The 14,106-nt window shown below is 57.0% G+C and carries 6 protein-coding genes; 3 read left to right on the top strand and 3 right to left on the bottom strand.

Annotation, left to right across the window (positions count from 1 at the left end):
- Nucleotides 1-24 precede the first annotated feature (24 nt).
- The 3 genes from OO258_RS22645 to OO258_RS22635 are packed head-to-tail and all read right to left on the bottom strand — an operon-like array spanning nucleotide 25 to nucleotide 7,199.
- The gene (locus OO258_RS22645) at nucleotides 25-2,871 is read right to left on the bottom strand and encodes a hypothetical protein (RefSeq protein ID WP_266032836.1); all 2,847 of its coding nucleotides are present in this window, start codon (nucleotides 2,869-2,871) and stop codon (nucleotides 25-27) included.
- Nucleotides 2,868-5,351: a hypothetical protein gene (locus OO258_RS22640; protein WP_266032833.1), complete on the bottom strand. Its 2,484-nt coding sequence runs from the start codon at nucleotides 5,349-5,351 to the stop codon at nucleotides 2,868-2,870. Before OO258_RS22640 ends, OO258_RS22645 begins: the two co-directional genes overlap by 4 nt.
- A gap of 39 nt (nucleotides 5,352-5,390) precedes the next feature.
- Entirely contained in the window at nucleotides 5,391-7,199 is a 1,809-nt protein-coding gene (locus tag OO258_RS22635; RefSeq protein ID WP_266032830.1) for a hypothetical protein, read from the bottom strand.
- 223 nt (nucleotides 7,200-7,422) lie between these two features.
- Between OO258_RS22635 and OO258_RS22630 the strand changes: the two genes are divergently transcribed.
- The 3 genes from OO258_RS22630 to OO258_RS22620 are packed head-to-tail and all read left to right on the top strand — an operon-like array spanning nucleotide 7,423 to nucleotide 14,090.
- Nucleotides 7,423-7,953 (top strand): hypothetical protein, encoded by a 531-nt coding sequence (locus OO258_RS22630; RefSeq protein WP_266032827.1) that lies wholly within the window; start codon nucleotides 7,423-7,425, stop codon nucleotides 7,951-7,953.
- 21 nt (nucleotides 7,954-7,974) lie between these two features.
- Nucleotides 7,975-8,982 (top strand): hypothetical protein, encoded by a 1,008-nt coding sequence (locus OO258_RS22625; RefSeq protein WP_266032824.1) that lies wholly within the window; start codon nucleotides 7,975-7,977, stop codon nucleotides 8,980-8,982.
- A 2-nt stretch (nucleotides 8,983-8,984) separates the two neighbouring features.
- A complete protein-coding gene (locus OO258_RS22620) occupies nucleotides 8,985-14,090 on the top strand; it encodes an RHS repeat-associated core domain-containing protein (RefSeq protein ID WP_266032821.1) in 5,106 nt (1,701 codons plus the stop codon).
- The last annotated feature ends 16 nt before the right edge of the window (nucleotides 14,091-14,106 follow it).

Genomic DNA, 14,106 nt, shown 5'->3' with positions numbered 1-14,106 from the left:
CCCGCTTGACGAGGCGGGTGCAATTCATTGAATGGATAACACCACCTGGTTGCGACCATCTTGAATGCTGGCCGGCGGGAAGCCGATACGCAACCGATGCCGGTTTCCTCGCGTATCGCGGAGTATGAGCATCATCGGTTTATCCAGCGCGGCCCTGAACATCTTGGTTTGATCACCGTTTGCATGGACGTCACTCCAGAACGGCATGTTATCCACGCGATGCAGCACGATGAACAATTGCCCAAACCCTGGCTCCTCCCCTTCGATCAATGCCTTCTCGATGCCGGTATACTTGAGCTGTGCGGCCATGGCAGTCAGCATCGCGTCTTCCTTGAGCTCAGCGGGCTTGTCCGGCTGCCCCGGCACCGGCGACTCCCTGAAGGCACAGCACATGTAACTGAAAAACACCTCATCCCCCTGCTCGCTTTCCCAACGTACGGAGGCGGCGCCCCCCTCGAACTGAAGCGTGGCGAAGTCGATGTTTTGCATCGCCTCCGTGTATTGCAGGTGCCAGTAATCGATCGACTCCAGCATGTAACCGAAGGGATCTTGGGGCTCTTTGTCGGGTATGAAGCCGCGGATATTGGCTACGCGTTTACGTGTAAGCTTGTAATCATCTTTCCCCGGGTCCGTGGGTGCTATGGCTTGGAGCTTGACAACACTCTTTTTGTCAAGCGAATTCCACCACACGTCGTCGTCAGACTGGAACCTGGCGTAGAACTCCCGCTCCTCGGCTATGCCGCTTTGAACCCAGAGAATCCTGGCCTTGCGTGTATCTTCGGAGCGCACGGCTGGGCCGTCGCTGGATGCCGGAGCACCGTAAGCTTTGAAACGGTTTGATTTCACGTGAGTGGCCCAGCTCGCATCTCCATGTGCCAACCCGTCGTCTTCCTTATCGATAAACGGCACCTCGACCCCGGTGTTACGGTGAACCAGCCTCATGCTGGAGAGCTCGGTCGGTGTCAGCGGGATCGCCAGTTTTTGACCCATGTAATCAACTTCCGTGGTTTCCACCACAATCTCTAGCGTGATCTGCTGCATGCCATTGGCCAGGCAGATGGGCTGACCTCGCACTTGGATTTCGAATGCAGTAAGTTCAGTCCAACGGATGGGGGGGTCCTGATAATTGTGCTGGACAATCGCATAACCGCTGAACCTGTTATCGATATCGGCCATGACCACGCTGACGGGCGCTTTGGCTGGGCTCGGCGGAATATACACATTGCCTTGAACCTCTCCCTCGCCAAAAACCTTCCAGGTTGCAAGGTCGTGCATTTCTGCTGGCAACCTGAATTCAATCGGCTCGTTGCCTCTGAGCACTGGCACATGAAAAGGCGTGACCGTGAGGGTTTGCGGGTAGGCAAAAATAACCACCGTGGCGGTACCGCTGGTGTTCTTCGCCTTATTGGTGACGCGAATGTGCTGCAAGCGCACTTCAGGCACGTAGTCATCCGGTTTGAACGGTTTGAATATTCGCCAGTTGGGTTGCTCGGGATCAGGCACCAGCTCCCCGTGAACAAGCCCATCGTCCTGGATCAGCGCCCAATCCAAGTCGTCGGTCAACGAGCCGGCACGCAGCGGGATGTCCGCCATGCCAGCTGACCAAGTAGTCACACGAGGAAGCACGTTGACGCCTTGCAGGGATTCGATCAGCAACCCCGTGCGTACCTGCTCCCCGGCCGCAGAAGGAAAACGGCCGGATACCAGTATCAATTGCTGGTCACGCTTGAACTCCTCTGCCGGTAATGCCTGATAGGTCCCATTGGTCATGCTCCCGGCCGACCGCGGCAGATCCAATGCCGAAACCTCCCATTGTGCTTCGACCGCCTGCCCTTGGTTATCGATGATGAAAGGCTGGCGGCCCTCCGGTAACAGGGCGCTTTGCATCGGCTCGACGAAGAACGACTGCGCAGTGGGTTCGACACCGCCGAAAATCACATGGTCCAGCGGGTCATGACGATCCACCATGCTCACCTGGTGTGCATTGGGCAGCTTGAGCTGACGCAAGATACCTGGCGCTTGCTGGTCATCGACGAAATGGCGCAGCGGTGCAGCGATCAACGCCGTCGTGCTATAGGCAGAGGCGCCTTGCGGAGTCAGGTCGTCAGGTATCAGGTAGGGGAAGGAGCTCCCTGGCGTGTCGCCGCGTGTTTTGTTCATGCGCAATTGGCTGAACACCACGACCGCCCCTTTGCCATATTGGGTCGACTGCGGATTGTTACCCTCAGGCGCCGGCTGGGTGAGCACGCGGAAGCTGACCGGGCTCAGAGGCCCATAGTCGCTGAAATCCAGCATCGCGAAGCTATAGAGTTGCCGGTAGGCTGGGTGCGCCTGGATCTGCTCGCCCAGCTTGGCGCCGATCGCCAGCCTGGTTTCGTCAACCAACCCAAGGTTGCAGCTAAAGTGCTCCCCCACCGAAAGGTCCAGAATCACTCTGCCGCGCTCTTCCAAGCTGCCCACTCGCACGTCCAGCGCAGCAGACATTTCAAGCACAAGGCCCATCTCTTCAGTCAGCATCTGACTATGCGCCAGGTAGGGCGGACGACCAGGCAGGTGAATGGTCGAAGAATAAGTACCCGCAAGGATATTGAGCTTTACCGTGGCTTTGGAGTTGGTAAAGGTCGCGCGCTCGAATGAGAGCTGCGGAGCACCGAGCACGATATTGCTCAAGGTTATATGTTCCGCATCGCCAATGACGACTTCATTGCTGAATGGCAACAGGAAGTTCAGATCGTTGAACGCTGCCATGTACTGCTCCCGCAGCATGCGGTTGACCTGGTCGCGGTCGAACGCCAGGATGGCGCCCCAGCCGTACATGACATTGCCCTGAGCCAAACGCTCCAAAAGTTCAGCCTTGGAATTGGTTTTCATAGCTCGCCCCCCTCGTTAAATGCTGGATCGTCCGGTTCCGTCAGTTTTTCAATCAATACCTCGGGAGTAACCAACGGGAAGGGCAAGATGACGAAGGACCACAGCCAAAAATGATTGTTGGTTTCCACCGCCACTATCACTGCGTAATTGCTCAAGGGCTTGCCATCCGTTGCGACCGGGGTATAGAGGCCATCCTTTAACGTACCGTTGCCAGACACCAAGTACCAAGTCGTGAGATCAGCAGGTACTTCATACTGACCACTTTTGTTTTCACCCCAAAACTTAAGCCGCACACCGTCCCCTTCAGCCTCGTGGATGAACCAGTGGGTTTCAGGCTTCAACGGCAGCAGAATCGGAATCTGCTCCTTCCCCCCCGATTCAGTAGTCACTTCAACGGTGTCGATTGCCAATACTTCCGCCAGATCGTCCTCAATGCGCCAAGCCGCTGTAGCACGCAGGCGTCGCCAGGCTTCGCTCTTGCATGGATTCGCTTCATAGCTGCTAGCTGCCGGGGGCGCGATGTAGAGCATGCCCTGCTGTACTTCGGGATCGGGCGCAGGGTCTGGCGTCAAACTGCCTTTGGCACCGGGTAGCAGGGTGAAGGTCACCGGCTCCCGTCCTAGGGCCGCCGCCGATAGCTTGATCGTGGCACCCGTATTGACCGCCCTGACCAACGGTGCGACCGCGATGCTGCGAAGGTTCACGCTGAGCAACGCCTTGCTGTAACTTGAGCCACTGGTGGCGGTGACAATGACCCGTTTGTTGCTGCGCAACACTTCGCTGGAGGGCGGCGCGGTGTAAACCCCCGTCGCCTCATCGATCGAACCGGGGTTGTCGTCTTCTTCACCTGGCAGGTTCTCCACGGTCCATTTCATTGGAAGATCCGAACCAGCGGTGGTAACGAACTCCTGTTTCCCCCCGGCCACCACCACGGCCTCGCTGGGCTGCACCTCGAATTGCGTGCGGGCCGGTGCCAGGAACCCAGGCAGGGTCAAATCACCAGGGAAACGTACCGTCGAGGGTTGTACAGCTTCCTTACCGCCGCGGAAGAGCAAGCCGTTGAGGCGAAATGCGTCGATCTCCTCGGCCACCGTGGCGATAATACCGATCGTAGTAGCGAGATAACGGTCTATCTTGTCTTCACAAAAATTGACGAATTCTTCCATTTCGTCACCCCACAGGGTGTTCAAATCAGCATCGGGCGAAACTCTTTGGCGAAGTGTTGGCGTCCCGAACGGCTTGAGCGACAACTTACCTATCTCGTCACCGCTTGTTTCAACCACGAACTCGTAATCGATCGTATACTCCCAACGGCAGACTGCCCTCCCACTCGCTACGCGTTCAGTCTTTGTGTTGATGGTCACGGGCGAAGCCTGTTTGCCATACCATTCGAATCTCAGTTTTTCATTAACGGCCTTGACTTCGAATCGGGTAAAGTCGTCTGCCTCGTCACCTACAAGACTTAACGTCAGCCCTTGGGGGAATTCAATGGAAACGAGATTCGCCGTCGACCCTGCGACGGGTACGACTACCTTCCCCGCCGTCGCCTGAATACCGGTTATATGCGTGCTTACCCCATCGGTGGTGTATTTGACCTCAAACGGACCGACCAGAGCCGGGAATTTTTCGAGACCACGCGTCACCATTCGTGCGATCAGGAACTTGTTTCCTAGCAAAAAATTCATCGTGTAATCTACGACCGCATTGGGCAGTAGGTAATGCATCTCTTCGGGTATACCCGCGTCTCCGTTGTCGCTGCCTTTCATCGTTACGAACAGCAACACGGCACCTTCGCCGTATTGGTCTGAACCCCGTACCTTGCCAGACGGAGCAGCATCGGTTCGAACCACAAATTTTTCCGGTTGCAGAAAGTCGGTTTCCATCATCTGCAATTTATTCAGGACATAAATCTTCTTTTCATCCGGCCAGCTATCGAAAATCCGCTTGTAGCGCTCGCCTCCGATCATGTTCTCTTCGTCAGTGTCGGCAAAGCTCAGGTAGAACGCACTGGCCTTCTTCAAGTCGATGTACACTGTACCCGCTTGGGTGACCGATCCTGAGGTGCTGTCCAACTCTATTCGCATGTGCAAGGCCGGGCCATCGAGCGCATCGCCCATTTTAACCCCGGAAACTTTCTTAACGGCAGCGCCGGACGCCTTGTCTAGCGTCAGTTGATTGCCACCGGTAATTCGCATGGTCAAGTCAGCCCTTGAACTCGACAGGCTGGAATTTTCGAAGGAGAGCCGAGGCTTATCCAGCAAAAAATCAATCGACTTTTCCCAGCGGACGCCCGGTGTGATGACCGTACTGAACGTCACAGGCTCGAAGTATTGGTCACTGTCGAAACGGTCGATATACTCTTGCAGCAACAATGTGTTGGCACGAAAACGGTCATACGCGAGAATGGCATCATACCTGTGTGTGGATGGCGCTTTCTTTAGAAACTCCACCAGCTCTTCCAGCGTTTCTTTTTTAGCCATGATTGCACCTCTAATAGTTACATAAACACGTACATGTACTTACTTGCGTAGCGTCAATGACATTTCCGGGAACAGCGTCCAACTGTCATCGAACGCGTCGCCCTCGAAAGCAATACTGACTGTAAATACCAATGGCGAGTCATCATCGAGGGACTCGAGCGTTGTCTTCAATACCTTGGCGGTAACGAGTTTTGCTTCCACTTCAGGCTGGGACACCATTTCATCGCGGATGGTAAAGAATACGTTCGCGCCGCCGCGAGCACCCTTCAAGATAATCCCCAGGCGTTGCTTTTCGCTCATGAATGGCCAACTGGCCAGCGTGAGATCGGCGTGCGGGCCGACGATATCGGCCAGGTGGATTTCGGTGTCTCTGCGCGGGTAGCACTGCAGTGTGGGATAACTGCTTCTAGCCAGCGGAAGAATGCGCAAATGCAGCTTCTGAGACTCATGCCCCACGGGTAATATCCGGTAGTAGACCGGGAAGCGTTTTAGCGAGGTGTCGCCTAACTCCATGTTGGCTGCGACCGCCGCTGCCGGTATAACCAAGGGCTCAGTGGGTATTGTGCTGAACGTGAACTTTTGGTTACCCAGTGCGGAGCGGCCCTCCCAGTAAACTTCCAGCGTCTCTGAAGCGGCCAACTCGATATCCGACAGGTCAATTAATGCCCCTGATAATGCCTTGCTCGCGGGCAGATACGCACTCACCCCGGCTTCGCTCCCTTCACTCTCAGCGAAAAGCACTTTCAACGGCGCATCTTCACGACGAACCACCAAGTCGACCTGCCGCTCTGTCGCACGGTACGCAACACCTTCCCGAGCGACCTGATAGCCCAGCGTGATACTCGCCAGACCTCGAAGTCTTTCTGCGGGCAGGTTGAATGCAATCACCCCACTTTCAAGGCAGCTCAAGTCGATACGCAGTTGTTGCTCACCGAGTACTTCATTGAAGTTGAGCAACACCCAGTCACTCACCATCAGCTCTTCATTGGCGGGCACGCGCAATACCAAACCATTGGGAAACTTTTCCGGGTCGAGCGGGCCGCTGGAATAACCGTCTATTTCCAGTTGCGGGAGCAGGGGCGGGGGGTTAACAGGTATCGGATCGATGCGGAAGGTCTGCATGGGTGCTGTCAATGTAGCCGGCAAGTCGGCAAACGCGATTTCGTAGTGAACTTCAGCGCGCCCCCCGCCAAGGAAGGCGAACTGATCAGGAGGTACTTGCCACCGCAATACCTTCCCGACGTCCTGCTCCCCGACTTCTGTTGTCCTTGACCAGGTTGTATCTTCCGTGCCGTCGCTTTCAAAGCCCACGAATGTGAGCGTTACCTTGTCTTTCGCTTGCATGGCCTGATAGGCCGGCACCAAGAACGTAGCACCTGCACCGCCCAGCGAGCTGGGATCGATGAACAGGTTGTGGGACTGCGGCGCCTGGGCCACCGGCATATGCTCCAGCCGCCGCGGGCGCACCCCCACGAAACAAAATGCGCGCAGCGAAGGCTCCAAAGCCGGTTGCATGGGCTCGAATGCCACAAATGCATAGCCATTGGTAGCCGCCACGACGAACCTGTTTGACACCGAAATACGCGCCCGTAGGGTTTTGGGATCGAAATTGTTGTCATCAATATCTACAGCCCCTTCAAAACTCGATGCCACACCGTGTTCATCCGCGCCAATCCATTCAACTCGAACTATTTGACCTGGGCCAATAGTGTCGTAAGTTATATAAAAAACCAGGTCTTCATCCCCCAGCTTATCTAGATCAACCTCATCGTACGGCGTGAGGCCTTCAATTGTGGGGCGCGGGGGTGGCGCCGCGTTGCTCCGCTCGGCAGCTGGGTGCGTATTCATTTATTCAGCTCGGCATTTGGGTGAGAGATGCCCACACACTAGCGCCCGCCCCAGGCGCTGCCTACTGGCAAAAATAACAGGTGGGTTTCGATCGGGCTGCTGTGATAGATCGCGCACCGCACTTCAGCACGCGGGGTACCTAGCATTTTTGCTAGCTGTCGCACGCTGAGCCTTTCGCTAGACTCGGCTGGTGAACTTCTTACAGCGCCAACGAGGAACCTTGATGAATACTCAACGAAACTTACTTACCGCTGCAAGCTTACTGTTTCTTATGTCCAGTACGGCGCACGCTGCGGTCGCAACCATACAAAAGGACACTAGTTGGACCCGGTTCGAGAAGGAATCAGCTCATGACTTCAAATGCCCTGACAACAAAGTCTTGGTAGGCCGCGGCCACGACGGCGACGAAAATCAGCCCACCACGTATTTATGTGGAACCGTTAGCCAAAACGGTACTGTACTCAAAAAATTCAATGAGCAAAAGATTTCCAGTGATTGGCTCGGGATGTGCCCTGCTGGAAAAGTCATGACTGGCCGGGGTAGAAGCGGCGATGAAAATGAGCCTTTCTGGGTTTATTGCGCCGAGTTTCGGGACGCGTGGGAAGACAATTTGGTGGTTACCCCCTCGCAAATTCTAGAGGGCGATGAAAGTGACCACAAACTGGAGTGCGCCACTAATGGGGTATTCTGGGGAACGGTACATGCCGGTGATGAAAATAAAAATACCTCTTACTTTTGCGCCAAATTATTCTAACCCACTTCCCGAGACCCCACCATGCAGACCTCAATAAAACTTGTCACCCTTGCCCTCCCCGTGCTGCTGAGCATTCCGCATGCTGTGTACGCGGAGGAGAATACCGGCTCAATATTATTTTTGGACAAAGACAATGGTCAGTGTGTAATCGCCGCTCCCGGCGAAGGCACAGGCAAACGAATCCAGAACGAATTCCATCACACGGACGGCTACTCCGAGTGCAAGGGTTTTGCAGCGCGAAAAATGTCGCTCGATGGACTTTCCTCTGCCGTCCAAATACTGATCACCGGTGATTCAAATTGCAGTAAAGAACCTGCACCGGGCAAATGGTGGATGGAACTTCGAACCACCCGAAGGTTCACTTCCACCGAATGGTTCGAACTCGATGACCTTGCTTCCCGCGAGAATGGCAAAATTATTACTCCCGGCTTAATAATGGTTGACAAAAAGGTCGAGCCTTCCAGCGCTGCCAGGGATAGCACTGCCTGCGTACGCGTGATCGCCGGGAGGGCCGCAGGCAGTGCCCCCAAGGACACTGAAACCGCCAAACCGAATAAAATATTCGTCTATGAGAACATTGATCCAGTCGGGGTATTCACCTGCAATGCCGACCAAATAATATGGGCGCGCGGGCACGAGGGCGATGAGAATGACAAAAAAACCACTTACAAGTGTGCGACTTACAAGCATGGCTCAACTGAGCTTAGTATAAGCGATAACGAGTGGACGCCCTGGATCCATGAACACTACGACGAATGGTTCATGTGCCCGGAAGATACCGTCATGACGGGCCGCGAGCACGAGGACGATGAAGAAGGTAAAACCCGCTATAGGTGCGGCAAACTAATGAAAGGGACTCAGCAAATGTCGATTCACAAGTTCACTGAGTGGTCTGGCGATACAGATGAGCCTGACCATTTTTACTATTGCGACCTCGAGCGGTTCATGGTGGGCCGCTGGCATAAAGGTGATGAAAATAAACCGACCCGATACCGCTGTGCAACGGCGTGGATGCAGGGAGCTGAATAATCATGACTACTACCTCGAATACAGCATCCAACGCCTTCAACTTCCTGAGCTTCGTCAACAACAGTGTCGACCCCCGCACCGGGCAGTACACCCTGGGCATCGAGTTGCCGGAGCTGGTCGCCAATAACCTCAGTGGCCCTTCGCTGCCGCTGCACATCGGCTTCAACCCGATGAACACCGAGGACTCGGGCTTTGGCATGGGCTGGACGCTCAACCTCACCCAATACGACCCCGGCACCAATCTGTTGCACCTGCACACCGGTGAAAGCTTCAAGGTCACCGGCAGCGATGCCAGCGACGGCACCGGCAAGCAGTTCAAAGAGCGCAAGCTGCGCAGCTTCCACTTTCATGACCACGGGGCGGGCTATCGCGTCGAGCACAAGGCCGGCCTGGTCGAACTGCTCGAACTGAAAGGCCCCAGCGACAATCTTATCGCCGTGCCCACCCGGGTCGAGACGCCTTCAGGCCATGGCATCACCCTTAGCTACGACACTTTCCAGAAGGCCCCATGCCTGGTCGGCATCGAGGACGACACCGGGCTCAAGCTGCTGGCCATCACCTACACCGACGACCTAATCACCGTCGATTTGCACCCGGAATCCGGTCCCGGCTTTACCCCACTGGCCCGTTACACCCTGGAATACGACCGCCGCTTCAGCCCGGCGGTGCGCCTGCCCCATACCATTGTCCTGCCCAGCGACGACAAGGCCAGCTGGGGGCTCGATTACGACAAGGTGCGTGAGGTGGTCTGCCTGACAAAAGTGCGTAGCCCGGTCGGCGGCGTCGAGACCATCGAGTACAACGATGACGGCCACCTCTTCCCCGGCGACGTGCGTGACGCGCTGCCCCGGGTGACCAAGCACACCATCAAGCCTGGTGCCGAGCAGCCCGACATGGTCACCACCTACGCTTACACCAGCAACAACTTCCTTGGCAGGGGCAGCGGCATCACGTGGCGCGACAACGGCGAGGACAACCTTTACGAGTTCACTGGCACCGATTTCAGCTACGGTTCGACCGCGACTTACCTGGCTGACGCTACCCCTCTGCGCACCATCACTCGCAGCTTCAACCGCTTCCACCTGCTGACCCGGCAAGTGACCGAGCAGGTCCACGAGGTCTACGACGAAGGCGCCACGCAGCCCCGGCGCGAAACCTGCCTGCATGAGCTCGAGACCGTCTACCACGAGACCAACGAGGAGTTCAAGCTGCAGCCGAACTACTTCCAGATGCCCAAGCATCAGCTCAAGCGCTGGAAGATCAAGGAGGATGTCAGCCGGCTGCGTGAAGAAGTGGTCATCACCTACTACGACGAGCATGGCAACCTGGCCCTGGAATCCAAAGCCACAGCGCCGGTGTACAGGGGCGCTGAGATCGACGAGGACGCCACCCTTGCCACCACGGTCTATACCCGGCATACCTACTACCCGCCTACCGACAATGGCGACGATTGCCCGCCCGACCCGCAGCTGTTCACCCGCAGCCGCAAGACCAGCACCGTGTACCCGGCCGCCGATGGCGAAGGCTCGGCGGCTACCCTGCGAACCCGTTACCGTTACCAGCACATTGCGGCATTGAGCAGTGCCAAAGGGGCCATGGGCTACGTGGTCGCCCATAAGGAAGACGCGCTGCAGGTGGACGGCGACCAGGAGCAACTCCTGCACAGCACCACGCGCCGGTTCTTCACGGAAGCCACAGACGGTAAGTTCCTGCATGGCCGCCTGGATCAGGAGACCAACACACTCAAGCACGCGAGCGATGCCAGCAAGGACAAGACCTCGACATTGACCTTCTTCCATTCGCTGGTCGAAGACGACAACCAGAAGAAGACCTTGCTGCAGGTGCGCGAGACCTTCAAGGGGCATGACCTGGCAGAGCGGGTGACGGCCAGCGCGACGTCCATCCATAACGGCCTGGTGTGTCGCACCCAGGATGCCGACAGGGTCGAAATCCACTTCCGTTACGATATGCTCAAACGTTTGATTTCCGAGACCGTCGCCCCCGGCACCGCCCACGCCGCGACCCGGGAACGCACCTACACGCTGGGCGGGCAAGCGAACGAAACAGCGAAAGATGTCAACGGCGTGGTCACGCGGACCTGGTTCGATGGCTACAACCGCCCCATCCGGGAAGAGCGGGAAACCCTGGATGAGCAAACCGCCCAGCGCAACTGGCGCGATGTGCAGACCACGCAGTACGACAGCGCAGGCCGGGTCGAGTCGGAAATCACTTACGACTACCTGGAAAGCGAAACACTCACACTGACCAGCCAGTTTACCTATGACGGCTGGGGCAACCGTGTCACCAGCCTGCTGCCGGACGGTGTCGTGGCGTGCACCGAGCGCTCCCCCTTCGGCAAGGAAGGGTTCATCGTACAGCAGTGGCAAGAGCGCGCGGAGGACGCCAGGCCACGCAAGCGCCGCCAGTTTACCAGCACCGAATTCAACCGTTTCGACAAACCCCTCAGCGACAGCCGACTGGACCTCGATGGCATACTGGTGGGCAGCAAGCGCTACTATTACGACGGGGCCGGCCGCTGCGTACGCGAGGTCCAGCAACTGCGTGACCCACTGTTCCCCGATAAAACGCTGGAGCAGACCACCCAGTTCGGCTATGACGTGTTGAGCCGCATGACCAGCACCACACGCCCTGACCGCAGCGTGCTGCGACGCCGCTTCGCCAGCCACAGCGTCGCTGAGCTGACCACCGAACTGGAACTGACACCAGCAGACGGGGAAAGCACGATTATCTGCAAGCGGGCATTCGATAGCCTGGAACGGCTCACCAGCCTGACCGTCGGCAACCGGACCGAGACGTTCCGCTATCAAGGCCAGACAACGCTGATCGACGAACATGACAAGCCTTCGGGACGCACGTTCAAGTATACCTACACCCCCGAACTGACCGGGCAACCCACCTCGATCACCCTCAAGGGCGCAAAGGCCGCCAACGGCGAAACCACCTTCGGTTACGCCAGGCCCGATGCGGAAATCACGTTGGCAGACAATGGCGCTGGCACACGGCACTATGCCTATACCGACCAGGGGTACCTGAGCAAGGAAACCTGGACGGATAAACAATCGGGTGAGAACTACACCATCACGCACACTGCATCGCTGCTAGGCCGCCCAATCGAACGCAAGAGCAGCGACGCCCCCCTCACCATCACCCGGTACAGCTATAACGACAAAGGGCAGCTGCAAACATCGACGCAAGGCGATCTTGGCGCAACGTTCACCTACGACCTGGATGGTCGCCTGCACACCACCACCACCGTTGACAGCGTCAGTAAGCGGCAGTGCGTCAGCACCGTCCTTTATGACGACCTGGGCCGTGAGTGCGAACGCACTGTGGCGCTGGATGACGGCAGCACGCGAACGGTAAAAATGGTGTGGCGAGACGACGACCTGCTGCATAGCCGGGCCACGCTGCGAGACGGCGAGAAGCGCTTGGTCGAAACGTTCAGCTATGACCAACTGAACCGGCTGAGCACCGTAGACTATACCCTCGAGAACGCGAGCGATGCCGAAGACTACCTGCCGCGTAACCGGGCCGGGCGCTCCATCAAAGGCCAGATTTTCCGCTTCGACGACTTCAACAACCTGACTCGCTGCCAGACCGCCTTCCATGACGGCGCAACGGATGCCGCCAAGTTTGTTTATGGCGCCGCGAGCGCGAACGACCTGCATGACATGTTCCAGTTGCGCGAGCTGACCCACACCTTGGCGCCGGACTACCCGCTGGCCCAGACCTTCACCTATGACCCTGACGGCAACCAGAACAACGATGAATGGGGACGCCAGCTGACCTACGATGACCATGGTCGTCTGCAACAGGTGAGCAGCAAGGATGGCAATACCGTGCTCACGCGTTATCGCTACGATGGGCATGACCATCTGGTGGGCGTGACCTACGATCAACAAGCCGAGCAACTGCGCCGCTACGAAGGCTACCGCCTGAGCACCGTGAGCCAGGGCGATGAGCAGATCAACTACCTGCATGGCGACACGCATCCGCTTGGGCTGCAGAACTCGGCCAATAAGCAGGACACACGCCTGCTGCTGACCGACAACGCAGCTTCGGTCACTGCCGAATACGGCGCTGCCGGGGTCAGCGAGGCGCACTTCAACCTGTATGGCGAACGCGGTGATGATGACACGCTGCGGAGCCTGCTGGGTTTCAATGGGGAAATACGCGAACAGCAACTTGATTGGTACCTGCTGGGACGGGGCTACCGTGCCTACAACCCCGGGCTGATGCGCTTCCACAGCCCCGATTCGCTGGCTCAGGAAGACGTTGGGGTAAACCCTTACCTGTATGCCCTGGGCAACCCGGTGAACTGGCGCGACCCGACCGGCCACAGGTCATCGCCGATACCGAGTCGAGATCCAAAGCCGCCCTATATCGACCCGGTAGAAGAGCCTAAAGGACCAGGCTTGTGGCAAATACTTGGGCTTACAATCGGTTCTATTGTGGGCATGTTACTCGGGGCGGTCGCTGGCGCCCTTCCCGCGACAATTGCGGTGGTGGGTGGCGTTATGGCGGTGGGGGCCGGCATCGGCGCAACGGTGTGGGCTACCAAGGTGGAAAATGAAGTCGTTTCGGGCATCATGATGGGCTTGGGGTCACTCCTCATAACAGCTGGCACGGGGGCGGTCCTGAGGGGGGGATGGAAGATGTGGAATGCCCGCAAAGCTGGAGCGCAAGGGGGTAAGCTTAGTGTGTCAGATCCTTCTGGTGAGCCACCAATTAACACTCCGCGAAACTCGATACATAACACACCACAGAACACACCACAGAACACACCACAAAACATACCACAGAACTCACCTAGAACCAGTGTACACAATAGTCTAGACAATTCACCTCGAAACCCACCTCCACCCCAGCCGATTGGGGAGCCTCAACCAGACTATTCTCTTTCAAGTCAACGCACTAGTTTGGATCAGCCCGTACCTAATCGAGTTCCAACTCCACCGCCGCCTCCGACATCAAACGCAAGACTTCTACGCGGCGACTGGACACTTACGAGCAACGGGTACCGATACAGACCCAGGGCATATGAATTTAGGGAGCAACAAATAATATTGAGCCGCAGTTCACACTAAACCTACAAAACCCCAT

The organism is Pseudomonas sp. DCB_BI (assembly GCF_026240995.1).
Lineage (GTDB): Bacteria > Pseudomonadota > Gammaproteobacteria > Pseudomonadales > Pseudomonadaceae > Aquipseudomonas.
The sequence above is the reverse complement of the archived record's forward strand: the minus strand, read 5'-3'. Positions and strand labels throughout refer to the sequence as shown.

Excerpts from the sequence above, each read along its gene's own strand:
- OO258_RS22645 (WP_266032836.1), bottom strand. The coding sequence starts at position 2,871 with ATGAAAACCAATTCCAAGGCTGAACTTTTGGAGCGTTTGGCTCAGGGC.
- OO258_RS22640 (WP_266032833.1), bottom strand. The coding sequence starts at position 5,351 with ATGGCTAAAAAAGAAACGCTGGAAGAGCTGGTGGAGTTTCTAAAGAAA.
- OO258_RS22635 (WP_266032830.1), bottom strand. The coding sequence starts at position 7,199 with ATGAATACGCACCCAGCTGCCGAGCGGAGCAACGCGGCGCCACCCCCG.
- OO258_RS22630 (WP_266032827.1), top strand. The coding sequence starts at position 7,423 with ATGAATACTCAACGAAACTTACTTACCGCTGCAAGCTTACTGTTTCTT.
- OO258_RS22625 (WP_266032824.1), top strand. The coding sequence starts at position 7,975 with ATGCAGACCTCAATAAAACTTGTCACCCTTGCCCTCCCCGTGCTGCTG.
- OO258_RS22620 (WP_266032821.1), top strand. The coding sequence starts at position 8,985 with ATGACTACTACCTCGAATACAGCATCCAACGCCTTCAACTTCCTGAGC.